Origin of the sequence: Empedobacter sp. UBA6305, assembly GCF_002440405.1 — a bacterium.
GTDB classification, from domain to species: Bacteria; Bacteroidota; Bacteroidia; order Flavobacteriales; family Weeksellaceae; genus Empedobacter; species Empedobacter falsenii_B.
This window is the reverse complement of record NZ_DJTP01000016.1, coordinates 50747-76436: the sequence shown is the minus strand read 5'-3', so window position 1 is coordinate 76436 and position 25690 is coordinate 50747. Positions and strand designations below refer to the sequence as shown.

At 31.6% G+C, this 25690-nt stretch carries 27 protein-coding genes; 13 read left to right on the top strand and 14 right to left on the bottom strand.

Annotation, left to right across the window (positions count from 1 at the left end; translation table 11 throughout):
* Positions 1-79 precede the first annotated feature (79 nt).
* From B3M86_RS04030 to B3M86_RS04020, 3 genes are all read right to left on the bottom strand, one after another.
* A complete protein-coding gene (locus B3M86_RS04030; RefSeq protein WP_286495449.1) occupies positions 80-1291 on the bottom strand; it encodes an NAD(P)/FAD-dependent oxidoreductase in 1212 nt (403 codons plus the stop codon).
* Between the two features lie 69 nt (positions 1292-1360).
* A complete protein-coding gene (locus tag B3M86_RS04025; protein ID WP_291046264.1) occupies positions 1361-2197 on the bottom strand; it encodes a universal stress protein in 837 nt (278 codons plus the stop codon).
* Between the two features lie 107 nt (positions 2198-2304).
* Entirely contained in the window at positions 2305-3132 is an 828-nt protein-coding gene (locus B3M86_RS04020; protein WP_114998314.1) for a universal stress protein, read from the bottom strand.
* 165 nt (positions 3133-3297) lie between these two features.
* Here B3M86_RS04020 and B3M86_RS04015 point away from each other — a divergent pair, with 165 nt between their 5' ends.
* The 3 genes from B3M86_RS04015 (at position 3298) to B3M86_RS04005 (ending at position 5653) form a co-directional block, all read left to right on the top strand.
* Positions 3298-3804: an acyl-CoA thioesterase gene (locus B3M86_RS04015; protein WP_114998316.1), complete on the top strand. Its 507-nt coding sequence runs from the start codon at positions 3298-3300 to the stop codon at positions 3802-3804.
* Between the two features lie 4 nt (positions 3805-3808).
* The gene (gene thiL, locus B3M86_RS04010) at positions 3809-4864 is read left to right on the top strand and encodes a thiamine-phosphate kinase (protein ID WP_125349928.1); all 1056 of its coding nucleotides are present in this window, start codon (positions 3809-3811) and stop codon (positions 4862-4864) included.
* A gap of 198 nt (positions 4865-5062) precedes the next feature.
* The gene (locus B3M86_RS04005; protein ID WP_291075449.1) at positions 5063-5653 is read left to right on the top strand and encodes a hypothetical protein; all 591 of its coding nucleotides are present in this window, start codon (positions 5063-5065) and stop codon (positions 5651-5653) included.
* A 73-nt stretch (positions 5654-5726) separates the two neighbouring features.
* On the opposite strand, the gene rpmA is transcribed toward B3M86_RS04005, so the two are convergent.
* A complete protein-coding gene (gene rpmA, locus B3M86_RS04000; RefSeq protein WP_038334883.1) occupies positions 5727-5984 on the bottom strand; it encodes a 50S ribosomal protein L27 in 258 nt (85 codons plus the stop codon).
* Between the two features lie 43 nt (positions 5985-6027).
* A complete protein-coding gene (gene rplU, locus B3M86_RS03995; protein ID WP_019975660.1) occupies positions 6028-6333 on the bottom strand; it encodes a 50S ribosomal protein L21 in 306 nt (101 codons plus the stop codon).
* 177 nt (positions 6334-6510) lie between these two features.
* Here rplU and B3M86_RS03990 point away from each other — a divergent pair, with 177 nt between their 5' ends.
* The 5 genes from B3M86_RS03990 (at position 6511) to meaB (ending at position 10914) form a co-directional block, all read left to right on the top strand.
* Positions 6511-6750 carry a FeoA family protein gene (locus B3M86_RS03990; protein ID WP_114998322.1) on the top strand — a complete coding sequence of 80 codons (240 nt, stop codon included), beginning with the start codon at positions 6511-6513 and terminating at the stop codon, positions 6748-6750.
* Complete coding sequence (gene feoB / locus B3M86_RS03985) at positions 6750-8849, top strand: ferrous iron transport protein B (RefSeq protein WP_114998324.1); 2100 nt, start codon at positions 6750-6752, stop codon at positions 8847-8849. The genes B3M86_RS03990 and feoB overlap by 1 nt, the downstream gene beginning before the upstream one ends.
* Positions 8850-8853: 4 nt before the next feature.
* On the top strand, positions 8854-9018 hold the full coding sequence (locus tag B3M86_RS03980; protein WP_114998326.1) for a FeoB-associated Cys-rich membrane protein: 165 nt from the start codon (positions 8854-8856) through the stop codon (positions 9016-9018).
* Between the two features lie 134 nt (positions 9019-9152).
* Positions 9153-9767 carry a helix-turn-helix domain-containing protein gene (locus tag B3M86_RS03975; protein ID WP_114998328.1) on the top strand — a complete coding sequence of 205 codons (615 nt, stop codon included), beginning with the start codon at positions 9153-9155 and terminating at the stop codon, positions 9765-9767.
* Positions 9768-9936: 169 nt separating this feature from the next.
* Positions 9937-10914 (top strand): methylmalonyl Co-A mutase-associated GTPase MeaB, encoded by a 978-nt coding sequence (gene meaB / locus B3M86_RS03970; RefSeq protein WP_125349934.1) that lies wholly within the window; start codon positions 9937-9939, stop codon positions 10912-10914.
* Positions 10915-10973: 59 nt separating this feature from the next.
* On the opposite strand, the gene B3M86_RS03965 is transcribed toward meaB, so the two are convergent.
* Positions 10974-11696 carry a GLPGLI family protein gene (locus B3M86_RS03965; RefSeq protein WP_125349935.1) on the bottom strand — a complete coding sequence of 241 codons (723 nt, stop codon included), beginning with the start codon at positions 11694-11696 and terminating at the stop codon, positions 10974-10976.
* An 84-nt stretch (positions 11697-11780) separates the two neighbouring features.
* The gene (locus B3M86_RS03960) at positions 11781-12623 is read right to left on the bottom strand and encodes a siderophore-interacting protein (RefSeq protein WP_125349936.1); all 843 of its coding nucleotides are present in this window, start codon (positions 12621-12623) and stop codon (positions 11781-11783) included.
* Between the two features lie 176 nt (positions 12624-12799).
* Here B3M86_RS03960 and B3M86_RS03955 point away from each other — a divergent pair, with 176 nt between their 5' ends.
* The gene (locus B3M86_RS03955) at positions 12800-13555 is read left to right on the top strand and encodes a tyrosine-protein phosphatase (RefSeq protein ID WP_280050893.1); all 756 of its coding nucleotides are present in this window, start codon (positions 12800-12802) and stop codon (positions 13553-13555) included.
* 28 nt (positions 13556-13583) lie between these two features.
* On the opposite strand, the gene B3M86_RS03950 is transcribed toward B3M86_RS03955, so the two are convergent.
* The 4 genes from B3M86_RS03950 to B3M86_RS03935 are packed head-to-tail and all read right to left on the bottom strand — an operon-like array spanning position 13584 to position 19367.
* On the bottom strand, positions 13584-15518 hold the full coding sequence (locus B3M86_RS03950) for a heavy metal translocating P-type ATPase (protein ID WP_291051881.1): 1935 nt from the start codon (positions 15516-15518) through the stop codon (positions 13584-13586).
* A 57-nt stretch (positions 15519-15575) separates the two neighbouring features.
* Positions 15576-15992 (bottom strand): Fur family transcriptional regulator, encoded by a 417-nt coding sequence (locus B3M86_RS03945; protein WP_291051884.1) that lies wholly within the window; start codon positions 15990-15992, stop codon positions 15576-15578.
* A gap of 49 nt (positions 15993-16041) precedes the next feature.
* Positions 16042-16635, bottom strand: coding sequence for a hypothetical protein (locus B3M86_RS03940; protein ID WP_219034963.1), 594 nt, complete (start codon positions 16633-16635; stop codon positions 16042-16044).
* Entirely contained in the window at positions 16635-19367 is a 2733-nt protein-coding gene (locus B3M86_RS03935; protein WP_291075451.1) for a GH92 family glycosyl hydrolase, read from the bottom strand. Before B3M86_RS03935 ends, B3M86_RS03940 begins: the two co-directional genes overlap by 1 nt.
* Positions 19368-19456: 89 nt before the next feature.
* Here B3M86_RS03935 and B3M86_RS03930 point away from each other — a divergent pair, with 89 nt between their 5' ends.
* From B3M86_RS03930 to B3M86_RS03920, 3 genes are read left to right on the top strand one after another with little or no spacing between them, the layout of a single operon-like run.
* On the top strand, positions 19457-20458 hold the full coding sequence (locus tag B3M86_RS03930) for an isoaspartyl peptidase/L-asparaginase family protein (RefSeq protein WP_114998363.1): 1002 nt from the start codon (positions 19457-19459) through the stop codon (positions 20456-20458).
* Complete coding sequence (locus B3M86_RS03925; RefSeq protein ID WP_221854122.1) at positions 20455-21132, top strand: copper homeostasis protein CutC; 678 nt, start codon at positions 20455-20457, stop codon at positions 21130-21132. Before B3M86_RS03930 ends, B3M86_RS03925 begins: the two co-directional genes overlap by 4 nt.
* Positions 21133-21150: 18 nt before the next feature.
* Positions 21151-22275, top strand: a complete 1125-nt coding sequence (locus tag B3M86_RS03920) for an ATP-binding protein (protein WP_221854121.1) — start codon at positions 21151-21153, stop codon at positions 22273-22275.
* Between the two features lie 55 nt (positions 22276-22330).
* Here B3M86_RS03920 and B3M86_RS03915 read toward each other — a convergent pair whose 3' ends face one another.
* Positions 22331-22585 (bottom strand): hypothetical protein, encoded by a 255-nt coding sequence (locus B3M86_RS03915; RefSeq protein WP_038334756.1) that lies wholly within the window; start codon positions 22583-22585, stop codon positions 22331-22333.
* A gap of 331 nt (positions 22586-22916) precedes the next feature.
* On the opposite strand from B3M86_RS03915, the gene serS reads away from it, so the two are divergent.
* Positions 22917-24185 carry a serine--tRNA ligase gene (gene serS, locus B3M86_RS03910; RefSeq protein ID WP_038334750.1) on the top strand — a complete coding sequence of 423 codons (1269 nt, stop codon included), beginning with the start codon at positions 22917-22919 and terminating at the stop codon, positions 24183-24185.
* A 68-nt stretch (positions 24186-24253) separates the two neighbouring features.
* Here the strand turns inward: serS and rfbD are convergent, their stop codons facing one another.
* On the bottom strand, positions 24254-25108 hold the full coding sequence (gene rfbD, locus B3M86_RS03905) for a dTDP-4-dehydrorhamnose reductase (RefSeq protein WP_038334743.1): 855 nt from the start codon (positions 25106-25108) through the stop codon (positions 24254-24256).
* A gap of 54 nt (positions 25109-25162) precedes the next feature.
* Positions 25163-25678 carry an OmpH family outer membrane protein gene (locus tag B3M86_RS03900; protein ID WP_114998374.1) on the bottom strand — a complete coding sequence of 172 codons (516 nt, stop codon included), beginning with the start codon at positions 25676-25678 and terminating at the stop codon, positions 25163-25165.
* Positions 25679-25690 lie beyond the last annotated feature (12 nt).

Here is a 25690-nt window from a genome sequence, read left to right as displayed (position 1 = left end):
TTATGTTAACATAATAAATTTTGAAAAAATCTTTACTATTAAGGCTTTCAGCCAGAATAACATTCGTGTAAAATATACACTATTGATAAATTTCTTTGATTTTTTCAGATATAATATAACCTTCAGACCAACATGCCTGAAAATTGAATCCACCTGTTATAGCATCAATATTTAAAACCTCTCCAGCCATAAACAATTGTGGGATTTTTTTTGCTTGCATCGAATGAAAATCAATTTCTTTCAAATCGACACCGCCTGCCGTTACAAACTCATCTTTGAACGTACTTTTTCCATTAATTTGGTATTTTCCTTGCGTCAATTCTATTGCAATTGCTTCGATGTGTTTTTTCGATAAATCTGCATAAACCTTGTTTTCATCTATATTACAATAGCTCAGAATACTAAACCAAAAACGCTTCGGAAAATCGAATGGATTATTTTTATGCACATTTTTCTTAGCATCAACTTGTTTTTTATCATTCAAAAATGAAATGATTTCGTCTTTAGATTGATTTACAAAATTGATTTCAGTTTCGAATTTATAATTGCTTTCATTCAATTTTAAAGCACCCCAAGCCGATAATCTCAAAATCGCTGGTCCACTAAATCCCCAATGCGTAATTAGTAACGGACCTTCTTCTTCTAATTTTTGTTGATTGATTTTGACTTCAGCATTATCGAAAGAAATTCCCATCAATCCTTCAATTCGAGGATCTTTGCAATTAAACGTGAATAAAGAAGGAACTGGTTGAACGATTTTCAAACCTATATTTTTCAAACTTTTCCAAAATTTAGGCGTACTTCCTGTTGTCACAATCACCGTTTCGAAAAAATGTTTTCCTGATTTTGTTATCAATTCATAACCACCATCAACTTTATTAATTTCTTGCACACCGTCTGAGAAATTAAGCTGAACTTTATTTTTATCAACCGCTTTTGTCAAAGCCTCTATAATCGAAAGTGAAGAATCGCTAACTGGAAAAATACGGTTATCGTCTTCTATTTTCAATTCTACTCCGCGCTCATCAAACCAAGCCATTGTATCACCCGGTTGAAACGTGTAAAAAACACTTAATAATTCCTTTCTTCCACGCGGATAAAACTCGACCAAATCAAGCGGATCAAAACATGCATGCGTAACATTACATCTTCCTCCGCCCGAAATGCGTACTTTTTGAAGCGGTAAATTTGCTTGTTCAAACAATATAGTTTGTTGTCCTACAGTTTTTCCAAGGTTTGCAGCAACAAAATATCCTGCGGCACCACCTCCTACTATGGCTATTCTTTTCACGAGACAAAGGTAAAGTTTTATTTTTAACAGAATTTTTGATAAAAAAAGGAAATGTTTTCACATCTCCTTCTAAACTTTTTGTTCATGAAAAACGAACAAAGGTGTAATATTTTTATTTGCAATTTTCTTTGTAAATCCTGGTGAAAAAATCTTATCAAAAAACCCTTTATTGCGGCTTACAACCGTCAACAAATCTATTTGTTTTTCCTTGATAAAATCCAACACCGCATTTACAGGATCTGCATCATGATAAACTTCAAATACAATTGGATCTCCAGCAAACTGATCTTGCCAATCTTTCATCGCTTGTTGATTAAATTTTCCGTCTTTCGAAACGTGCATGCAATGAATTTTTGCATGATGACGATTTGCAATTTCGATCAAATACTTCAATGCATCTTTATCTTTTTGATCAAAAACAGTAGTAAAACCAATATTCTTAAATCCTTTGAAAGACATTCCATGCGGAATACTAAGAATTGGAACTTTCATCGACGTAATCGCATTTATCGTATTCGAACCGAAAAGCATTTTTTCTATTCCTGAATTTCCGTCTGTTCCCATCACTACAAAATCAACGCTTTCTTCTCCAATAATTTCACGTAAAATATATAAGAAATTTCCTTCTTCTAAGATAAATTTGATTGGAATTTCATTCAAATCATTTTCAACAGCTATTTGTCTTAATTGCGGAATATTATCTTTGAAGTTGTCAAAACTTCCTAATTCTACCGTTTCATATACATTCTGAATCAATCCAGCACTCAAACTTCCTGTAATCATTGGCAATTCGTAAACATGCAACACATAAACTTGTGCATCGATACTTTTTGCAAGATTTAGTGCATATAAAAAGGCGTTATTAGCTGTTTCTGAGAAATCTGTCGGGAACAATATTTTTTTCATCTTTTCGTGTTTTGTACTCAAAAGTTACGAATAATTTTATTTCAACACGAAAAAAGCTCAATCTATTTCTACAGATTAAGCTTTTTGTATATTCAGTATAAATTATCTTATTCGTGGAAAACAAACAAAGGCACGTTGTGTTGTGTCAAAATTTTCTTTGTAAAACTTGGTGAAAATAATTTCTCGAAGAAGCCTTTGTTACGGCTAACTACTGTCAACAAATCAATTTTTTCTTCTTTAATAAATTCCAAAACTGCATCTACAGATTCATCCGCAGTATAAATAAAAAAATCTACAGGTTCATCTTTATAATATTCTTTCCAATGATTAAGCGTCGGAATATCGTAATTTCCATCTTTCGAAACGTGTAAGCAATGCACTTTTGCTTTATAGCGATAAGCAATTTCGGTTAAATAATCTAAGGCTTTGCGGTCTTTATCTTGGAAAATTGTCGTAAATCCAATATTATTTATTCCTTTGAATTCGTAACCATTTGGCACGCTCAATACCGGAATTTTAAGATGTTTTATTGCATTCATCGTATTCGAACCAAAAAGGACTTTATCAAATCCTGTATTTCCAGTCGTTCCCATTACTACAAAATCCACTTTTTCATCTTCGATAAATGTTGGCAATACAAACGAAAGCATTCCTTCTTTTACGAAAAATTTCAAATCAACATTTGCAAAACCATTATCCTCAGCCATTTTTCTCAAGAACGGAATATGATCTTTTAAATTCTCGAAATTATTTAATTCAATTGTATTATAAACATCTTGCAAAATACCAGCATCGATTCCTCCACTTACCATTGGATACTGAAAAGCATGCAAAACATATAATTCTGCATTTTGATTTTCGGCTAAATTTAACGCATACAAAAACGCATTATTTGCTGTTTCTGAAAAATCTGTTGGAAATAATATTTTTTTCATAATCTGTCTGTTTAATAGCTTTTTAAAGATACAAATTATTAAATATCTATATTTTAATTTGATGTTAAATCTTATTGTTTTTTATTATTTACGATGATTAAAAATATTATCATTTTCGTATAAATAGTAATCCGTAACTTTGTACCTTAAATAATTTTTCAATTCATGAATAATAAATATTTTCAAAAAACCATTATTCGATGGTCAGATTTGGATGCTAATCGCCATTTAGCGAACGCTTCGTATATGAATTTTACAAGTTTTGCACGTATTGCTTTTTTGAGAGATTATGGCATTTCGATGAAAAATTTGGAGGAATATGGAATTGGACCAGCTATTTTGCACGAACAATTTTCTTTTTTTAAGGAAGCTATGGAAGGTGAAGAAATTTATATTTCGGTAGAAATTGGTGGAATGTCGGAAGATGGAATGATTTATCAATTTATTCATAATTTATATAACCAAGATGGTGTACATCTTTGCCATTCTGAATTGACAGGTGTTTGGTTTTCGATGTCGAAAAGAAAAATGCAAGCACCACCAACAGAAATGTTAGAAAATATTAAAAAATCATTTGAAGGACAAACCGTCAAAACAATGTCGAAACAGGACATTATCAATTTACCTTTTCGTTCAGAAAATATAGATCCTTCAATCTTTACTCAAAAATAAAATCATGTTAGAAGATAAAAACGTTTCAAAAACAAGTTTAGCCGAAATTGGAGAATTTGGTTTAATTAACCAAATCAAAGAAGGTTTTCCAATCAAATTAGAAAGTTCTATCAAAGGAATTGGTGACGATGCGGCTGTTCTTGATTATAAAAAAGAGAAAATTGTGGTTTCTACTGATATGTTAGTAGAAGGCGTAAATTTTAGCTGGTCGTATATGCCTTTACGTCACTTGGGGTACAAAGCGGTTGTGACGGCAATTAGTGATATTTTGGCGATGAATGCTATTCCAAAACAATTGTTGATTTCGATGGCAATTTCGAATCGTTTTACGATAGAAGCTGTGGACGAAATTTACAACGGAATGAAATACGCTTGCGATAAATACAATATCGATATTGTGGGAGGCGATACAACTTCTTCTGTTAGCGGACTTGTTTTGAGTATGACTGCAATTGGCTCGGCTCCAGAAAAAGATTTGACTTATAGAAATGGTGCGAAGGAAAATGATTTGGTTGTTCTTTCTGGAGATTTAGGTGCTTCTTTTCTTGGTTTGCAAGTTTTGGAACGCGAAGCGCAAGTTTCAAAAGTGAATCCTAATAATCAACCAGATTTCGAAAATTATTCATATTTAATTGAACGTCAATTAAAACCTGAAGCGCGTTTGGATATTATCAATCTTTTGAAAGAGTTGAAAGTTAAACCAACTTCTATGATTGATATTTCGGACGGATTATCTTCTGAAATTATTCATATCTCAAAAGAAAGTGGTGTTGGAATTAATATATACGAAGAAAAAATCCCGTTAGATTCTGTTGTTATTCGCACAGCCGAAGAATTCAAAATCAATCCAATCACATGTGCTTTAAGCGGTGGAGAAGATTACGAATTATTGTTTACAATTGATCAAAAAGATTTTGAAAAAATCAAAGGAAATCCACATTTAACGGTAATTGGTCATGTAACTGGTAAAAACGAAGAAAACTATTTGATTACTCGTGGAAGTGAGCAAATGGTTCCATTAACTGCACAAGGTTGGGGAGTTGAAACGGAAGAAGAATAGGTTAATGAGATAATTCGCTAATTAAAAAATGTGATCCTTAAACGAGTTCAGATGACTTAACGAATTATCAAAACAAAACGTGTCAAGCTGATTTCATTTCAGCTTCTCTTCAAAATAATAAAATCAAAAAGCATTCAAGAAATTGGATGCTTTTTTAGTTGAAATAAGTTGTAATTTAGTTCTATTAATTAACCACTTATGAAATACTTTTTACTTTCATTTATTCTATTTTTTTGTTCATGTTCATCAACATTCAATTCTACTTATAAGAGCAAACAACTAAAAAAAACAGTTGATACTTTTATTGAATTAGGAGAAAAACATAATGAACGTATTAATCCTAATAATTCTTATTTAATTCTAGGTTTTGATAAATTAAAAAGTCCTGATAGAAAAGTTTTTTTTAATAATGCTGAATTTGGAGTTGGAATTACTTTTATGGCATACTTAGGATCTTGTAACACAAATGAGAAAACTCAACAATATGAGTATAAAAACTATACAATTGCTATTATAGATTCTGCTGACATTAATTTTAAAAGGTATAAATTTTTAAAACCAATAAATTCTAAGAAATTAAATTTAAACGAAAATACCTTCCAATGTAAACATGGTACGAGTAATCCATTGTATTATTCATTTTATTTTGATAAAAAAAGAATTATCCAATCTATTGATCCTTGGGGAAAAAGGAAATTAATTCGAGATAAGTTAATTGAAAAAGGATTCAACATAAACTTAAATTCTGATGAAGTATACTCTAAAGGAGCTGTAGACTTAGAAGAATAAAAATCATAAAAAAAGCTCGAAGTAATAAGTTCGAGCTTTTATATTGTTAGCATTTTCGCTGTCGAATTATCAATTAAGATAATGGTTCAACTGAAACGTAAGATCTATCGTTACGTTTTTTAGTGAAAACTACTTTTCCGTCAATTAAAGCGAATAATGTGTGATCTTTACCGATTCCTACATTATCACCAGGATGATGTTGAGTACCTCTTTGACGAACAATAATGTTACCAGCGATTGCTGCTTGTCCACCAAAAATTTTAACACCTAAACGTTTCGAATGTGATTCACGACCATTTTTCGAACTTCCGACCCCTTTCTTATGTGCCATTTCGTTTTGTTTTTAAGAGTTAATAATTAATCTCAGCTCAATCTTAACCGATTGAAGCTACTTCAATTTTAGTGAATTGTTGACGATGACCGTTAGACTTTTGGTAACCTTTTCTTCTTTTCTTTTTGAAAACGATTACTTTGTCTCCTTTCACGTGTTCAACGATTTTAGCTACTACGGTAACTCCGTCTATAACTGGGGCGCCGACAGTGATTGCTCCGTTATCTGTTAATAAAACACGGTCGAATTTTACTTCGTCACCTGCTTCACCAGCTAAACGGTTTACAAACAATTGTTGGTCTTTTTCAACTTTGTATTGAAGCCCTGCTATCTCTACAATTGCGTACATAAATTAATGTTTATAAATGAAAATTGAGTGCAAAGATAATCAAAATTTTGAATTTAGATACTTGAATTCATTGAAATTTAATTAGAAAGATAAAAAAACTATGACATATCTTCTATTTGGATTAATTAAAAATAAGTATCTTTGCCTTTGAGATAATTCATAGATAGATTGGTAGAAATGATTGAAAATTATTCTTTAAAAGATTTAAAAATTGGCGAACAAGCAGTTGTAACAGGGTTTAGTACCGAAGATATTCCTGCAAAGTTTTATGAAATGGGCTTTATTCCTGGAACAAGTTTATTGGTAAAAAATAAGGCTCCATTTGGTGGTCCTATTTGCATCAGTATCATCTCTAATAAGTCTGTTTTAGCTTTAAGAAGAAACGAAGCCGATAAAATTTTGATAACAAAAAAATAATGAATCATTATAAAATTGCCTTAATTGGTAACCCAAATGTTGGTAAAACTTCGTTATTTAATAAATTAACAAATCTTCGTCAAAAAGTTGGGAATTATCCTGGTGTGACGGTAGAAAAGCGCGAAGGTAAAATAGAACGAAATGGAAATAAATTCCAAATTACAGATTTTCCCGGAACGTATACAATTTATCCAAGTTCTTTGGATGAAGAAATTGTATTCAAAACTTTAGGAGACAAAACCAATAGTCATTACCCAAATTTAGCAGTTGTTATTGGTGAGCCATCTAATCTAAAACGATCGATTTTGTTGTATCAACAAGTTCGAGATTTAGACGTTCCTGCAATTTTTGTCATCAATATGAAAGATGAAATCAAAAGCAAGGGACTTAATATTGATTTGAAAAAGTTAGAAGATTTTCTTCAAACAAAAATATACTTAACAAACGCGCGTACAAGCGAAGGAATTGATGAATTAGTAGAAGCTTTTACAAAAGACGCAACTCCATATAATCGTCATTACGAAATTCCGAAAGAGTATCTTTCTATTGTAGAAAAAATCAAGAATGAATTTAATCTTAAATCTGATTATTTAGCTTGGCAATATCTTTCACAGAAAGAAGTTCCGTTCGAATCGAAAGAAAATCTAAGTAAATTAGATACAATTAAAAAAGAAAATTCTATTGTTTCGAAACGATTACAAGTCAAAGAAGCCTTAGATCGAAATAAAATTTTAGAGGAAAAATTAAACGATATTATTTCATATAATTTTGACGGAAATGAAACCTTAACCGATAAAATTGATAAAACATTGATTCATCCAGTTTTTGGATACATCATCTTTTTAGGAATTTTATTATTAATCTTTCAAGCTGTTTATGCGTGGTCTGCACCATTAATGACAATGGTCGAAGATTTATTTGGTTGGATCGACGAAAAAGCAATTAGTTTAATACCTGAAGGACCTATCAACGAAATCATTGGAGGTGCAATAATCCCAGGTATAGAAGGGATTGCCGTTTTCGTTCCGCAAATTGCCATTTTGTTTATATTCATTTCAATAATGGAAGAAACGGGCTACATGAGCCGCGTGGTTTATTTAATGGACAGATGGTTAAAACCATTTGGATTAAGCGGAAAAAGTGTTGTTCCGTTAATTTCTGGAGTTGCCTGTGCCGTTCCTGCAATCATGTCTGCACGTAATATCGAAAATGACAAAGAGCGTCTATTAACGATACTTGTAACGCCTTTTATGACGTGTTCGGCTCGTTTACCAATTTACATCGTTTTAATTGCTTTAGTAATTCCCGACGAACATATTTTTGGATTAAGTTACCAAGCTTTGGCGTTATTTGTGATGTACATTTTAGGTGTTTTAGGCGCATTAGGAAGTGCTATTTTATTGAATTTAATCATTAAAGCAAAACATAAAAGTTACCTAATTTTAGAAATGCCAACGTACAAACTTCCTGATTGGAAAAATGTTGGAATTAATGTTTGGGAAAAAACGTTAGGATTTTTAGTTGATGCGGGTAAAATCATATTTGCAATTTCGATTATTCTTTGGGTTTTAGGAACTTTCGGACCTGGAGAACAATTCAGAAATGCAGAAGAAATTGTAACTGCTCATCATCCAAAAATGAATGAAGAAGATTTAGCAAATGAAATTGCTTCTTATAAATTAGAACATTCTTATTTGGGTAGATTAGGTTCAGTTATAGAGCCAGTTGTAGAGCCATTAGGATACGATTGGAAGATGGGAATTGGTTTGATTTCGTCATTCGCTGCGCGTGAAGTTTTTGTCGGAACAATGTCAACGGTTTACAGTTTAGGAGAAGTTGATGTAGAGGACAATGGTCAAAAAGATCGTTTACTTCATCGTATGAAAAATGAGATCAACCAAAACACAGGAGAACCAGCATATAACCTCGCTACAGGAGTTTCATTGTTGTTATTTTATGCATTCGCAATGCAATGTATGAGTACAATTGCGATCGTAAAACGCGAAACAAATTCTTGGAAATGGACATTGATTCAGACAGGGTTTATGACAGGTTTGGCATATGTAGTTGCATTTATTGCATATCATTTTTTAAAATAATAGTATGGACAATATTTGGATACAATATATTTTTATCGCTTTCCTTTTCGGATTTGCAGTTTGGTATGTTGTAAAATTAATTAGAAACTCATTTAGTTCAAAAGGAGGCGGATGCTCAAAAGGCTGTGGTTGTTCTCCAAGCAAAGATGAATTTCAAAAAAAAGGCTAACTCTTAAAAGTTAGCCTTTTTTATTTCAAAATTTCGGAGTATTTTTACAAATAGTATAATCATTGAAAATCAATTATTTTAATGATTATCAATTGGTTTTATTTTATTAATTCGGAATATAAATTTTACAAAAAATGGAAACTTGGTTAATCATTTTATTATTAATTTCAGCGATAATTATCTTAGGATTAATTATTTACTTTGTTTCCAAAAAAACTAAACAATCAACTGAGATTTCTGTCGAAGAAATAAGTTCTGTAAAAGAGATTAAAGAAATTCCTTCTGAACCAATCAAAGAAGAGGTTACAAATAAAATCATTTCTCCAACTCCACCAACAGAGGTTATGATTGAAGAAAAACCAACGAATAACCTTAGCATTTCATCTAAAACCGAGAATGACTTACTTCGAAAATTAGAGTTATTTGAGAAGAATAAAGGCTTTACTAAGAAAGATATTAACCTTGCTTCATTATCAAAACAATTTGAAACGAATACAAAATATCTTTCTGAAATCATTAAAACTCATCGTCAAAAGCAATTTAATTCTTATTTGAATGAATTGAGAGTAAATTATATCGTCAATCGACTTCAAAATGAGCCGAAATACATTAACACGAAAGTAAGCTATTTAGCAAGTGATTGCGGATTTGCTTCTCATAGTACTTTTACAACAACTTTTACTCAAATCATGAATGAATCTCCTTCTGCTTTTATAAAAAGAATTAAAGAGGAACAAAAAAATTCATAATTACGAATTAATGAAGTTTATATAATTGAATTTAAAATATATAAACAATTATATTTGTTTTATTTTTTATACCAATCAATGCAAGAGCTATATAAAATACATTCACAAATTTCGATTGTATTTTTTTATTCTTAATTAAGACTTTATCTTTAATCTAAGATTGTGTCTTATGCGAAAAATTGACCCCGAAATACTTGCTCAAAAAATAAAAGAAGGCGATCGTTTTGCCTTATCAAGAGCTATTACACTAGCCGAAAGCAATCGTTTAGACGATTTGAAATTAGCGCAACATATCATTAGTTTATTACCTGTTTCCAAAACTTCAAAAAGAATTGCCATTACAGGAATTCCCGGTGTTGGTAAAAGTACTTTTATCGAATCTTTGGGGAAATATATTCTAAGTAAAGGTGAAAAAGTAGCGATTTTAGCAATTGATCCAAGTAGTTCCCTTTCAAAAGGAAGTATTTTAGGCGACAAAACACGCATGGAGGACTTATCGCGAGAAGAGAATGCTTATATACGTCCAAGCGCTTCTAACGGTTCTTTAGGTGGTGTTACCTCACGTACATATGAAGCAATTTTATTATGCGAAGCAGCAGGGTTTGAAAATATTTTGATTGAAACTGTCGGTGTTGGACAATCTGAAACCTTAGTAAATGAAATTTCAGATCTCTTCTTATTTCTTCAACTTCCGGGTTCTGGAGATGATTTACAAGGAATAAAACGAGGAATTATGGAAATGGCTGATTTAATTTTTGTCAATAAATCAGATTCGTTTCAAGAAAAATTAGTGAAAGATGCAAAATTGGATATTGTTCGTTCATTGCAATTTTTACCAACCAAATCTTCTCAATGGAAAAGAAAATCAATTATCGGTTCTGGATTAATCGGAAAAGGAATTCCTGAACTTTGGGAATTGGTCAATGATTATTTCAATTTTATTAATGAAAATAATTATTACGCATCAAACCGAGAAAAACAACAGCTTAATCAAGCGGAACGCTACACAATTGATTTGATTAATCAACAATTTTTAAAATTACTTAAGGAACACCCACTAGAATTAAGCAAAAATTTATCTGCATTCGAAATGGCAAAAGATTGGTTGAATAACCACACTGAAATTGATGAATTTCTTAATAAGTAAGTTTACGATTATTGAATCAAAATAACAAAAAAACGGCTCAAAATTGAGCCGTTTTTTTGTTAATCATCTTTATCAACTCCTGTTTTTTTGTTGATATTTTCTTGTATTTTTTGATAATATTCTTTCTCAATTTTATCAAATTCTGGTGTCGAAATTACTTTTCCTTTCGTTGGTTTTTGTAGTTTCAGCTTATCGTCAATCGAAATTGATTCTAACTTATAAGTTGTATACTGATTTTCATCTTTCAAAGAAGTTTTCTTCAGTTCTAATAATAATCCTGGCAAACCATTGTATTCATCTGGTCCACATTTTGATTTTATCGAAGGAACATACCACGCTTCTATGTTGAAATTAGCGTCAACAGCTACTGCTTTTCGTACATCATAACCTTTTATTTTTTTGGATTCTCGCGTAATACTCCATTTATAAGTTGCAATGGAATCAGAGATATTATACAATTTGGAATCCATTTCTCTCATGATTATTTTTGAATTCGTATCGAAATCATAAAAGCTTTCCAAATCTTTAAAACCACCTAAAACTTTCATCGAATATTTTGGTCCTTGCGAATTATCAATTCGTTCTATTTCTTGTGAAAGACATTGATTTGCATCGACAGAAAGAGCAATATATTTTGGTTTCGAAAACATTTCCTCTCTTAATCTTTTCGATTCTGGATTCGGATCATTCAAATTAATAAAATTCCGTCTTTCATATTCTACTTTAAATTTTTCTTGACCAAAAACTGAAACTGAAAACAACAACAATAAGATATACTTCATTTTAATGCAATTAGAAATTTAAAGATAACAAAAAAAGCTTCACCATTTCTGATAAAGCTTTTTGATTAAATATCCCTCTTGTTTTTAGAAAACTCTTACCAACAATTCTTGTTCTATTTTATCGTGACAATTTTCTAATGCATTTTTCTCTGCTTTTCCTGCTTTCCAATGCGATGTACAATAAAATTCGTCTTTTTTCCATTCTAAATCATCTTTAAAAAATGATTTTATTTCCTTTACAGATTTAGATTCCCCCGCAACATAAGCAAATCGTTTTCCGTCTTTGCGTTTCGGAAATTTCTGATTTTTTGTCAAACTATATAAAGCTATTCCGCTTCCTACATTTTGATTCACAATCCATTTAAATTCTAAATTTGCTTTCGTTTCAATTTGGTGAATATCATCTTCTGTTGGGACTTCCACACAAACAATTCCGTTTGTTTTAGCAGGAAGCGACTCTATAATTGCTGAAATTACAGGCAAGCCTGTTAAATCTGCAGCCAAGAAAATGAAATCTGTTTTTGGAGCCAAATCTTTTTTTTTCGACTTCATCGAAACTCCAATCATATCTCCAACTTTCGCCTCATTTGCCCAACGCGATCCTGGACCATTCAATCCATGATTTGCAATATCAATCACAATCACATTGTTTTTTGCATCAATATCGCGCAACGTATAGGTACGAGAAACTGGTTTAAATTTTTCTGATGGCGAAATCCATTTTTGATTCTCTTCATCATACTCAGCATAGTGAATATCACGGATCCCAAGCGGTGGAAAAAGTAATTTACATGTTCCGCCCAACGTTGTATCCTTAAAAAAAGATACATCATCATTTTCCAAATGAACGCGAATAAGATGTGGTGTCACAAATTCTTTCTTTTTTAAGATGAACTTCTCCTTCGCAATTTTCACTTTATCTCCCATCAGATTATTTAGATTTATTCTAATTCTATACGAATATAAAGTAAATTTAGATTGAATAAGAATAATAAAATGTTAAAGTAAAAAGTTATACTTTTTTTAATACGATTTTAATATGATAACTAAATAATTAACCTTAACTTTTACATATTAAAAATAACCTAAAAAACGAACAGAAAATGGAAAATACTTTATGCGAAATCTCGCTCGGACAAAGAACTCTTCCACTTGAAGGCGGATTTAATTGCAGAGATTTAGGTGGAATAATTAACACAAAAAATGAAGTCATTAGAAAAGGATTGTTAATTCGATCTGATGATTTAGCAAATTTGACAGATGATGATTTGGAGATTTTAAACGATTTTCCAATTCGAACAATTATTGATTTACGCACGACTTACGAACGTTTAAAAAATCAAGATCGCATTCCAAATAGTTGTAATCACGAAGTTCATTTGGATATTTCTTCTGGACATTTCGAAAATTTAGTGAAACAATTCAAAGCTGGAATTTCAAATCCGAAAGAATTTATGTGTAAAATCTACGAGGATTTTGTTTTAGATAAAACATGTCAAACGCAATACAAAAGCTTTTTTGATATTATTCAACATAAAAATAGAACGCCAATTTTATTTCATTGTACTGCAGGAAAAGATCGAACTGGATTTGCAACAGCAATGATTTTATCTGCTTTGAAAGTCGATTTAGATACAATTATGGATGATTACTTGGCTTCTAATATCTTTTTGGAACAAAAATATGCACACATCTTAAAGATCGATCCGAATTATAAATATCTAATTGATGTTTTACCTGAATATTTGGAAAGCTCTTATGAAGCGATTAATAAGAATTTTGGTTCAGTCGAAAATTATTTAACTGATATTTTAAAGGTTGATTTAGATTTGATGAAAGATTTATACATAAAAAAATAAGCGATCAATTGATCGCTTTATTTTTTATCTAAAATTTCATTCGTTGAATTCGAACAGCATTCAAAATTGCTAATAAAGCAACACCTACATCTGCAAAAACAGCTTCCCACATATTGGCAATTCCTTCTGCTCCAAGGAAAAGCACGATAATTTTAACGCCCATTGCTAAAATGATATTCTGAATCACAATCTTTTTTGTTTCACGACCAATTTTTATCGCCGTTGCAATTTTAGAAGGTTGATCGGTTTGGATTACAACATCTGCAGTTTCTATCGCAGCATCGCTTCCAAGTCCACCCATCGCAATTCCGACATCAGAAAGCGCTAGAACAGGCGCATCATTGATTCCATCACCTACGAAAGCCACCACTTGATTTTGATCTTTTTTCAATGCTTCAACTTTCTCTACTTTTCCTTCTGGTAACAATCCACCAAAAGCTTCATCAACACCAACTTCTTTTGCAACTTTTTGCGTAATGGTATTTTTATCTCCACTCAACATAATCGTTTTCGAAACACCTAAAGCTTTCATTTTCTGAATTGCTTGTTGCGCATCTTCCTTGATTTTATCAGCAATTGTAATATATCCTGCATATTTTTCATCAACTGCAACCACCACAATACTTTCTACAATATCATGAATTTCTTGTGGATATTGAATCGAGAAATGATCTAATAATTTAGTATTTCCAGCTAAAACTATTTTTCCATCAACTTTTCCTTTCAAACCTTTTCCAGAAATTTCTTCCACTTCTATCGCTTTCAATTCTGAAGGATGACTTGCCACAATCGCTTTCGCAATTGGATGCGTAGATTGCTTTTCTAAAGCCGAAACAAGATTTAAAAAATCGTTTTCAGGAAGATTAGTTTCAATTTTTTGAACTTCGAAAACGCCTTCCGTCATTGTTCCTGTTTTATCCATCACAACTGTGTTTACTTTCGCCATTAAATCTAAAAAGTTAGAACCTTTTACTAAAATTCCGTTGCGTGAAGCTGCTCCAATTCCACCAAAATAACCCAATGGAACCGAAATAACTAATGCACAAGGACAAGAAACAACCAAGAAAACTAAACCTCTGTATAACCAATCATTAAAATCGTAATTATCAACAAAGAAATAAGGAGTAATCACCAAAGCAGCCGCTAAAAAGAAAACAATTGGCGTATATATTTTTGCAAATTTTCGGATAAATAATTCAGTTGGAGCTTTGCGAGAAGCTGCATCTTGAACCATTTGTAAAATTTTTGCAATCGAACTATCTTCAAATTTTTTCGTCGTTTGAATTTCAATTACATTTTCAAGATTTAACATTCCTGCCAAAACAGTTTCTCCTATTTTATACGTTGAAGGTTTACTTTCTCCCGTCAAAGCCGCAGTATTAAAACTTCCTTTATCTGAAATCATAATTCCATCTAACGGAACTTTTTCCCCAACTTTTACCTGAATTGTTTCTCCAATTACCACATCTTGTGGTTTTATTGTTTCGAAATTACCATTTCGTAAAACATGCGCTGTGTCTGGACGAACATCTAATAAGGCTTTAATATTTCCTTTTGCCTTATTAACCGCCGCTTCTTGGAACATTTCGCCAATTGTATAAAACAACATTACCGCTACACCTTCTGGATATTCGCCAATAATGAAAGCACCTAAAGTCGCAATTCCCATCAACGAAAATTCATTGAAGAAATCTAGCTTTTTAGCTAATTTAAAGGCTTCTCCCCAAACAGGAAATGCTACTATAATATAAGAAATGCCAAACCATATCAAACGAATAATTTGATTATCAACAAACCAAGTTGGTTTTAAAACATATTGAACAAAAATTCCGGCAAAGAAAATAGCTAAACTGGCACCTAATAAAATTTTACTATTATTGTGTTCGTGGTCATGACCTTCGTGATTGTGATTATGAGTATCTTTATGTTCGTCATTTGACGTACTACAACAAGCTTTAGACATAATTAAAAATTTATATTTCAAAATTATAAAGTTGTTGCTGCAATCTGGTTGCAAAGTTTAGGATTTACATTGATCGCATATTCCTTTTAAGATAAAAGAAGATTGTTCGACTTCGAAATTTTTGGGTAGATTGATTTCTGGCAAATGAATATTTCTCAAACAAAACGTCTGATTACAATTGTTACAATGAAAATGAGCATGCGTAAACTCAGGCGTACATTTGCAACTCGACTCACAAAGCGCATATTTTTTAGAACCCGTTCCGTCCTCTATGGAATGAATTAATTTATTTTCTTCAAACGTTTTTAATGTTCTATAAATCGTAACGCGATCTGCTTGATCCATCTCAATTTCTAAATCAGCTAAACTTAATGCAACGTCAGTTTTCATCAATTTATCTAAAACCAACAAACGCATCGCTGTTGGATTGATAGAACGATTCTGTAATGCTTTGTTTAAAATTTCTGTTTGCATTTTCTTCGATTTCGAATATAAAGTTACGAAAAAGTTAACTAAAGTTTAGTTAATAAAGTTTTTCCTTTTTTATTGCATCTAATTCTTTTTGCATTCGTTTCTTCCAATCTTTACCATTACGTTTTTCAAGATAAGGCTTTACAGTTTCTTCATATTTTAGTTCTAATTTATCATGTTTAAAATCTAAAACTCCAATATTTATATAATCTACTCCATATTTATTGTGAATACTGTCAATTTTAGCATAGGTTTCAGAACTAAATTCTGGTAAAGGAAATCCTCCTGAATGAAGAAAAATAATTTTATCATTTTTAATATCTTCTTTTGCTCTTTCTATGTATTCTTTTTCTTCCTTTTTTAATTTAATTATGTCATTTATAAATACTCCAATTATAATCATAAAAAAAACTGAAGTTAAAACTAAATTAACATTAATCAACTTACTGTATTTAAACAAACTAATTAAACTTGAGAAAATAATTATTCCAATAAGAATGTAAATAATTTCATGATATTCGGTTTGATAATAAATATCCCAAAAAGTATAATTTGAAGAACTATGTATCCAACAAAAATTTATTATTGGAAATAAAAGTATTAATCCAATAACGATTAAATTAAAAACAATTAACTTTTTATTCACTATTTCACTGTTATTTCATCTACAAAAATATACGACTTTCCTTGAAAAGGTTCTGCTAAATGACCTTTTGGGAAAGCACCATAATTTGTTGCTTTTACTTTGATGTAACGTGCTTTTTCTTCTTTAAACTGAATTTTCCATGAATCAGAAAACACGTTATTATCAAATGCATCAACTTGTTTTTCTAACATTCCAACCAATTTAAAATTCTGATTATCTTTCGATGTATAGACTTCTAATTTTGTAGGTAAGACAATCCAAGAACGAGAATCTTGCAAGAAATTCATGACAACCGAAGAAACGGATTTCGTTTTTTTCATGTCAACAATTGCATCAAAATTTTGATCATATCCACCTGCATGATATTGCGGTGTGTAGGTAGAATTCAACTGAATTGTATAATCATTTGGTTTCTTAGTAAATGTTCCAGAAATTGTTTTACTTTTCTTTCCATTCACTTCCACAAAAGAAGAAATTGTAGTTGTTTCTTTGATTGAAATTGGTTTTTTATAGATTTCTGCTTTTTTACCATTCACAGAAACATAGATTTTCGCATTTGGTTCAGAAGATTTTACTTCAACATTCATTTTATTTTGAAATGATCTGTCTTCAGCAATCAAAACTGGAACCGTTACAATTTTTTCACTTTCAGAAATAGGTTTAATCTCTCTATCTTTCAAGAATTCAAATCCTAAAAATTGATTTTCCTTGTAATTATTTTTCGTGATTATACGCTTCGTTCCATCTTCTAGATTAATCGTGATTTCATCAAAATACGGCTCAACAGTCGTCCACATTCCCGAACCTGGCGTAACGCTATAAATTCCCATCGAAGCCAAAACGTACCACGCGCTCATCTGCCCACAATCTTCATTTCCAATCAATCCATCTGGCGAGTTTTTGTAATGTTCATTCAAAATTTTATGAACCAATTCTTTTGTTTTTTTTGGCTTATCAATGTAATTGTACAAAAAAGCCACGTGATGACTCGGCTCATTTCCTTGCGCATATTGCCCAATAAGTCCAGTAACATCCACTTGCTCTCGACCTGTTGTTTCTGATGGTGCATTAAATAATTCATCTAATTTTGCATCAAAACCATCTTTTCCACCATAAAAATCAATCATTCCATTAATATCTTGCGGTGCAAAAAACGTGTATTGCCAACCATTCGCCTCTGTGTAATTATTGTTTACTTCACGCGGATCAAAAGGTTTTAGCCAACCTCCATTTTTCTTTGGCTGAATAAATTTTGTCTCATGATTGAATAAATTTTTCCAATATTGAGAACGTTCGATAAAGTAATTATAATCGTCGTGTTTATTTAAAATCAATGCCATTTGCGCAATACACCAATCATCGTACGCATATTCTAATGTTTTAGAAACTGATTCGTGTTCATCGTCAATCGAAATAAATCCGTTTTGTTTGTAAGCTTTCAATCCCAAATGATCTAACATTGCCGAATGTTTTGCTGCTTCATAAGCTTTCTCATAATCAAAGCCTTTGAAACCTTTTACCATTGCATCAGCAATCACAGAAACCGAGTGATAACCAATCATACAATCGGTTTCGTTACTCGCTAATTCCCAAACAGGTAAACGTCCACCTTGTTCGTAATGCTTGATAAATGTGTTAATAAAATCAATCGTTCTTCTCTTCTCAATCAAGGTATACAAAGGATGCGCAGCACGAAAAGTATCCCAAAGTGAAAAAACCGAATAATAATCGAAATTATTTGCCAAATGAATTTGATCGTCCATTCCACGATAATTTCCATTCAAATCTTGCGAAATATTTGGTTGCATCATCGTGTGATACATCGCTGTATAAAAAATAGTTAGTTTATTCTTATCTGAAGATTTCACTTCAATCTTCGATAATTCTTTGTCCCAAGCCTTTTCAGCAGCGGCTTTCGTTTTAGAAAAATCAAAAGTTGTTAATTCTTTGCTATTAACATCCGTTCCATTATATCCAGTTGTAGATAAGGTCACTTTTACCATAATCTTCTCACCTTTCTTTACTTTTTTACCAAAAGCCAAGGCAATTTCATTTCCTTTAAATGTTTTAGATATTATATTTCCGTCTTTTGAAGCAGTTAATTTCAATGGAACATTAAATTCTATCTTGGCAAAAATCTTTTGATTCTTCGCCCATTCTTCCGAATTTCTGTAAACATAAAGTGTTTTAGCGTCTACAATTTTCACTTCTCCGTCAACTAATTTATCACGATGATTAAGATCTAAAATGATATTTGCGTCACCAGCTTTATTAAAAGTATATTCATGCAAACCAACGTGAGTTGTTGCCGTTAATCGAACATTGACATTATATTTATCTAACAAAACTTGATAATATCCTGCTGTTGCTTTTTCATTTTTATGCGAAAATTTAGAACCATAATCAGTCTGATTAAATCCTTTCTGATTAAGCGTTGGCATCAACATAATGTCACCATAATCAGAAACTCCTGTTCCATTTAGATGTGTATGTGAAAAACCATAAATAAAATCATCAGAATAATGATAACCACCACAACCATCCCAACTTCCATCAATTCGAGTATCTGGAGAAAGTTGAACCATTCCGAATGGTAAAGTCGCTCCAGGAAATGTATGTCCATGTCCACCTGTTCCAATAAACGGATTAACATATTGTGCATAATTATTTTTCTGAGCAAAAATTAATGATGAAAACATCATCAGAATAAATGATAGTAAAGTTGATCTCATTAGTTTTTAGTGTTTTGATTGACAGAAATTCTGTTATACAATAATATGGATTATATTTGTTTTAACACAATTTAGAAATCGATTAACACATGAGTAATAGAAGAAATTTCATAAAAAATCTTGGAGCTTTAGGCTTACTTTTAGGTACAACAAAACTTGATCTTAATGCGCAAACTACATCTAAAAGATCAACTACTTCAACAAAAATCAATAAACCAATTGTTCTTTCTACTTGGCGTTTTGGAATTGAAGCTAATGCCGAAGCTTGGAAAGTTTTAGGTAATAATGGAACAGCTTTAGATGCTGTAGAGCAAGGCGTAAAATTGGTCGAAGCTGATCCAAATGAACGAAGTGTTGGTTATGGTGGACGTCCTGATCGCGATGGAAAAGTAACTTTAGATGCATGTATTATGGACGATCAAGCAAATATTGGTTCTGTTGCTAGTTTAGAGTATATCAAACATCCAATTTCTGTTGCGCGAAAGGTAATGGAAGATACACCACACGTGATGTTAGTTGGAAATGGTGCACTTCAATTTGCGTTGGAAAAAGGCTTCAAAAAAGAGAATTTATTAACTGATGTTTCCGAAAAAGAGTGGAAAGAATGGTTGAAAGATACTAATTATCAGATGCCTATCAATATCGAAAATCATGATACAATTGGAATGATTGCCTTAGATTCCTATGGAAATCTTTCTGGAGCTTGTACTACGAGCGGAATGGCGTACAAAATGCACGGACGTGTTGGTGATTCACCAATTATCGGCGCAGGTTTATATGTTGATAACGAAATTGGTGCAGCAACCGCTACTGGTCATGGTGAAGAAGTGATTCGTATTGCGGGAAGTCATTTGGTTGTGGAGTTGATGCGTCAAGGTTATTCGCCAGAAAATGCATGTAAGGAGGCTGTTCATCGAATCATTAAATTAACAAAATCGCGTAAAAAAGATTTATCGGCGATTCAAGTTGGTTTTATTGCAATTAACAAACAAGGCGAATATGGTTCATATTGTATTCATCCTGGCTTTAACTTTGCGGTTTATGATGAAACTGGAAATCGTTTAATTGACGGAAAATCTATTACAAAATGAAAAAAATAGAAATTGCTTGCTTTAATTTAGAATCAGCTTTAGTTGCAGCAAAATCAAATGCAGATAGAATCGAGTTATGTGCTGATGTTTCAACAGGCGGAATTACACCTAGTTTTGAAGATATCAAAACATTAAGAAAAGAAACAGATAAAGAAATTATGGTGATGATTCGCCCTCGTGATGGAGACTTTTGTTATTCTGATGAAGAATTTGAACAAATGAAATCTGAAATCATCATGATTAAAAATTTTAGAATTGATGGTTTTGTTTTTGGAATTTTGAATGAAGATAACGAAATCGATTTTGAACGAAATCATGAATTAATTGAACTTGCAAAACCTTTTCCTTGTACTTTTCATCGCGCTTTTGACAGAACTTCTGATGCCGAAAATTCACTTCAAATCGTGATTGATTTAGGATTCAAAACTATTTTAACTTCTGGTTTAGATAGTAATGTTTATGATGGAAAACGTGAATTAAAAAACCTTGTTAAAAAAGCAGAAAATCAAATCACAATTATGCCTGGAGGTGGTTTGCGCTCAACAAATATTGAAGAAATTGATTCATATACAAACGCTACTTACTTTCATTCATCAGCGATGATTGATGATTCTGGAATTGCTAATTTAGAAGAAATCAATCGATTAAAAAGTATGATAAATTCTGAAAAATAAAAATAGTAACTTTGGACTATGCTTTGGGAAAATATAATTGGACAACAGGAGATTAAAAACAAGCTTCAACAATCTATAAAAGATGGTCGTATAAGTCATGCTCAGCTTTTTTCTGGTCCAGAAGGTTCGGGAACTTTGGCTTTGGCAATTGCTTATGCACGTGAAGTTTTGTGTGGTTTGAATAACGAACAATGCAATCTGAAAGTTGATAAATTACAACATCCCGATTTACATTTTTCTTTTCCTTATTCAGCAACAGAAAGTGTAAAAAAGCCACTTGCTAAGTATTTATTAAACGATTGGCGAACTTTTGTAGACGAAAATGTCTATGGAAATTTAACGGATTGGATGTCTCATCTTGGTATTGAGAAAAAACAAGGCGTTATTCCTGTTGATGAAGCGGATGAAATCGTCAAAACATTAGCGCTAAATAGTTACGAAGGAGGCTATAAAATCATGATTATTTGGCAAGCTGAGGAAATGACTACTGCAGCTGCAAATAAATTGTTGAAAATAATTGAAGAACCGCCTCAAAAAACACTTTTTTTATTGGTAACAGAACGTGAAGATTTGATTCTACAAACTATTACTTCTCGTTGTCAATTGGTTAAAATTCCTCGTTTATCGCAATCGGATATAAAGAATTATCTAATTGAGAAGAAAAATATTAATCCAGAAAAAGCGCAACATATCGCTTTTTTATCGCAAGGAAATGTACGAGAAGCGTTGCATCAATTGAATGATGACGAACATTTATTCGATAAGTATTTTGTGACTTGGGTTCGAAAAGCCTTTATGGCAGCCAAAACGCCAACCGTTTTAAAAGATTTGATTGATTGGTCGAATCAAATTGCAAGTTGGTCGAGAAGTGAACAAAAAGATTTTTTGAATTATTGTTCAGAGATTTTTCGTCAAGCTTTGTTAAAAACGTATCAATCTGATGATTTAGTTTTTTTACAAATTAATGCAGAAGGTTTTAAATGGCAAGGTTTTGCGCCTTTTATACATGGAGCTAATATCGAAGATATTTTAAATGAAATTAATGAAGCGTCGTATCATATCGAGCGAAATGGTAATTCTAAAATTATACTTTTAGATTTATCTATCAAGTTAACTCGCTATTTACATCGAAAAACAGCATAAAAAAACCACTTATCTAATAAGTGGTTTCTTTATATGATCTGAATGTTATTTCAAATTATTTTGCTGGAGCTTCAGTAGCTGGAGCTACTTCCTTAGCTGCACCTTCAACTTTAGTTGCTAAAGAATCAGTTTTTTCTACTAAAGAATCAGTTTTAGCTGCTAAAGAATCAGTTTGAGCTGCTAAAGAGTCAGTTTGAGTTGCTAAAGAGTCAGTTGTATTTTCTACTGCTTCTTCTGCTTTTTTCTCACCACAAGATACTGCTCCTAAAGATAAAGCTGCTACTGCAACTACTGCGAAAAATTTTTTCATTGTTTTATTGTTTTAATTATTAATAATTTTCGATTAATTTTCTTTGACAAATGTATTTCGAAACGTAAACAACAGCATGTAAAATCAATGTAATATAATTGTATTAATCAATTCTCAATAAATAAAATTTAAACTATTGATTTTTAATCAATTATAAATAGTTTTACAATTTTTGAATATTTTTTGTAAAAAACATTGTGTCAATTATTTATCTAATGAAGACAGTTAAATTTAAAAATTAATTGATTTTGATTAATTTTTGATCCTAAATCATTTAATCTTTATTCTAAAAAATTAATTATTTATACATTTGTATAAATTTAATAAAAGTATGCTAGTAGTTTCTTACATTCAAGAAAACAAAGATCGTGTAATTGAAGGACTTAAAAAACGTAACTTCAAACAATTAGATCTTGTTGATGAAGTTTTAAATGTGGATGAACTTCGTCGTAAAACACAATTTGAATTAGATAATGTATTAGCTGAATCCAACAAATTAGCAAAAGAAATTGGTAATTTGTTTAAAGATGGAAGATCGGAAGAGGCTAATGAATTAAAAAACAAAACGGTTGATTTAAAAACTCAATCAAAAGAGTTACAAGATTTATTATCGTCTTACGAAACATCCGTTAAAGATATTTTGTATCAAATCCCGAATATTCCGAACGAAATCGTAAAAGCAGGAAAAGATGCTGATGATAATGAAATCGTTTTTGAACACGGAGATGCAACTGCAAAACCAAACAATTTGCCACACTGGGAAGTTGCTAAGAAATTTAACATCATTGATTTTGAATTAGGTGTTAAAATTACCGGAGCTGGTTTCCCTGTTTACAAAGGAAAAGGTGCTCGTTTGCAACGTGCTTTAACACAATTTTTCTTAGATAAAAATTCTGATGCTGGCTATACAGAAATTGTTCCTCCCTTCGTTGTGAATGAGGCTTCTGGTTATGGAACTGGACAGTTACCAGACAAAGAAGGACAAATGTATTATATTGGAGAAGATGATTTGTACTTGATTCCTACTGCGGAAGTTCCTGTGACGAATATTTACCGTGATACAATTGTAAAAGCAGAAGATTTACCAATTACGTTGACTGCATATTCACCATGTTTCCGTCGTGAAGCGGGTTCTTATGGAAAAGATGTTAGAGGATTAAATCGTTTACACCAATTTGAGAAAGTTGAGATTGTACGTATCGAAAAACCAGAAAATTCTTACGCTGCTTTAGACGGAATGATTGAGCACGTAAAAGGAATTTTAGAAGATTTAGAATTACCATACCGTATTTTAAGACTTTGTGGTGGTGATACAGGATTTACATCTGCAATTACATACGATTTTGAAGTTTTCTCTGAAGCGCAAGAAAAATGGTTAGAAGTTTCATCTGTATCTAATTTTGAGACTTTCCAAGCGAATCGTTTGAAATTACGTTACAAAGATGAAAACGGAACTCAATTAGCACATAGTTTAAATGGTTCTGCTTTGGCTTTACCACGTATTTTAGCCTCAATTTTAGAGAATCACCAACAAGCTGATGGAACAGTAAAAATTCCGAAAGCGTTGCAACCTTATACTCGTTTTGAGATTTTAGATTAATCAATAATCTGTCAGATAAATAAAAGCTCGAGAATTTCTCGAGCTTTTTTATGTTATTAAAATTGAAACTAAATCAGGTGTTTCAATTCTTTTTTCAAACTATCTTCCCAAGTCGGAATATCAAATTGATAAACTTCTTTTATTTTCGATTTATCCAATAAACTATACGCAGGACGTTTCGCTTTTGTCGGATAAGCTGAAGTTGGAACAGGATTAATTTCGATTGTTGAATTAGACAATTCTTTAATTTTTTGCGCAAATTCAAACCAAGAACATTTTCCTTCATTCGAATAATTAAAAATTCCATAGGTTAAATCATCTTTCAAAATAATCGTTAAGATTACATCAGCCAAATCAATTGCATTTGTTGGCGAACCAATTTGATCTGCTACAACAGAGATCGAATCTTTGTCATTAAACAACCTAAGCATCGTTTTAACGAAATTATTTCCAAATCGAGAATAAACCCAAGCTGTGCGTAAAATAATCGTTTTAGAATTGTTTTCTAATGCTAAATTTTCGCCATCTAATTTTGTTTGACCATACACCCCTATAGGATTTGTTTGATCTGTTTCTAGACGAGGTTGAGCTTCAGTTCCATCAAATACATAATCTGTCGAAACGTGAATAAAAGGAATTCCTTTTTGATTCGTGATTTTTGCTAAAAATTCTGTTGCTTTTGCGTTTACTAAATAAGCATTCTCTTGATCATCTTCAGCTTTATCAACCGCTGTATAAGCTGCACAATTGACAACAAAATCGAATGATTTATCTTCGAAATAATGATTAATTAATTCTTCATTCGTAATATCTAATTCATTTCGAGTGACAAAAAAACATTCAATTTCCTTGTAGTTTTTTGATTGCTCTAAAATCGATTGACCTAACTGACCATTCGCTCCGGTAACTAAAATTCTTTTCATATATAAAAAAAGCCACTAAAATAGTGGCTTGAAGGTATTATTAATATCTTAAAATTATAATCCTAATTCTTTTTTAACGTCATTTAATAAGTCGTATCCTCCAGCTTTGTAAACTAAAACACCTGCAGGTAAAACATATTTAACTCCTTTTTTTGCAGCAGCAGCATTAATTGCATCCATTACTCTTTTCTCGATTGGATCCATTAAAGCTTTCTCTTTTGCTTGCATTTCATCTTGAGCAGCTTTTGCATACGTTTCGTATTTCTTTTGCATTTCTTGCTCTTTCTCTTGGTATTTGTTCGCTGCAATTAATTTTTGAGCCTCTTCTTGAGATTTACCAGCTAAATCTTTTTGAGCAGTTTCCATAAAAGTTTTATAGTCTGCTTGTAATTTTGCGATAGCATCTTCGTGTTTTTTACCTAATGCTTGTAAATCAGCCTCTGCTTTTTTGTAAGCTGGCATTGATTCAATTACTGCTTGCGTATCAATATGTGCAATTTCTTGAGCGAAAGATAAAACGCTTCCGAAAACCATCATTGTAAATACTGCTATCAATCTAATTTGTTTCATTTCTAGTCTAAT

Coding starts and splice junctions, on each gene's coding strand:
- B3M86_RS03930 (WP_114998363.1), top strand. CDS start 19,457: ATGAGTAATAGAAGAAATTTCATAAAAAATCTTGGAGCTTTAGGCTTA.
- B3M86_RS03955 (WP_280050893.1), top strand. CDS start 12,800: ATGGAAAATACTTTATGCGAAATCTCGCTCGGACAAAGAACTCTTCCA.
- B3M86_RS03915 (WP_038334756.1), bottom strand. CDS start 22,585: ATGAAAAAATTTTTCGCAGTAGTTGCAGTAGCAGCTTTATCTTTAGGA.
- B3M86_RS03950 (WP_291051881.1), bottom strand. CDS start 15,518: ATGTCTAAAGCTTGTTGTAGTACGTCAAATGACGAACATAAAGATACT.
- B3M86_RS04025 (WP_291046264.1), bottom strand. CDS start 2,197: ATGAAAAAAATATTGTTCCCGACAGATTTCTCAGAAACAGCTAATAAC.
- rfbD (WP_038334743.1), bottom strand. CDS start 25,108: ATGAAAAGAATTTTAGTTACCGGAGCGAATGGTCAGTTAGGTCAATCG.
- B3M86_RS03960 (WP_125349936.1), bottom strand. CDS start 12,623: ATGGGAGATAAAGTGAAAATTGCGAAGGAGAAGTTCATCTTAAAAAAG.
- B3M86_RS04015 (WP_114998316.1), top strand. CDS start 3,298: ATGAATAATAAATATTTTCAAAAAACCATTATTCGATGGTCAGATTTG.
- B3M86_RS04005 (WP_291075449.1), top strand. CDS start 5,063: ATGAAATACTTTTTACTTTCATTTATTCTATTTTTTTGTTCATGTTCA.
- B3M86_RS03900 (WP_114998374.1), bottom strand. CDS start 25,678: ATGAAACAAATTAGATTGATAGCAGTATTTACAATGATGGTTTTCGGA.
- B3M86_RS03990 (WP_114998322.1), top strand. CDS start 6,511: ATGATTGAAAATTATTCTTTAAAAGATTTAAAAATTGGCGAACAAGCA.
- rplU (WP_019975660.1), bottom strand. CDS start 6,333: ATGTACGCAATTGTAGAGATAGCAGGGCTTCAATACAAAGTTGAAAAA.
- B3M86_RS03945 (WP_291051884.1), bottom strand. CDS start 15,992: ATGCAAACAGAAATTTTAAACAAAGCATTACAGAATCGTTCTATCAAT.
- B3M86_RS03920 (WP_221854121.1), top strand. CDS start 21,151: ATGCTTTGGGAAAATATAATTGGACAACAGGAGATTAAAAACAAGCTT.
- meaB (WP_125349934.1), top strand. CDS start 9,937: ATGCGAAAAATTGACCCCGAAATACTTGCTCAAAAAATAAAAGAAGGC.
- thiL (WP_125349928.1), top strand. CDS start 3,809: ATGTTAGAAGATAAAAACGTTTCAAAAACAAGTTTAGCCGAAATTGGA.
- rpmA (WP_038334883.1), bottom strand. CDS start 5,984: ATGGCACATAAGAAAGGGGTCGGAAGTTCGAAAAATGGTCGTGAATCA.
- B3M86_RS03925 (WP_221854122.1), top strand. CDS start 20,455: ATGAAAAAAATAGAAATTGCTTGCTTTAATTTAGAATCAGCTTTAGTT.
- B3M86_RS04020 (WP_114998314.1), bottom strand. CDS start 3,132: ATGAAAAAAATATTATTTCCAACAGATTTTTCAGAAACAGCAAATAAT.
- B3M86_RS03975 (WP_114998328.1), top strand. CDS start 9,153: ATGGAAACTTGGTTAATCATTTTATTATTAATTTCAGCGATAATTATC.
- serS (WP_038334750.1), top strand. CDS start 22,917: ATGCTAGTAGTTTCTTACATTCAAGAAAACAAAGATCGTGTAATTGAA.
- B3M86_RS03935 (WP_291075451.1), bottom strand. CDS start 19,367: ATGAGATCAACTTTACTATCATTTATTCTGATGATGTTTTCATCATTA.
- feoB (WP_114998324.1), top strand. CDS start 6,750: ATGAATCATTATAAAATTGCCTTAATTGGTAACCCAAATGTTGGTAAA.
- B3M86_RS03980 (WP_114998326.1), top strand. CDS start 8,854: ATGGACAATATTTGGATACAATATATTTTTATCGCTTTCCTTTTCGGA.
- B3M86_RS03965 (WP_125349935.1), bottom strand. CDS start 11,696: ATGAAGTATATCTTATTGTTGTTGTTTTCAGTTTCAGTTTTTGGTCAA.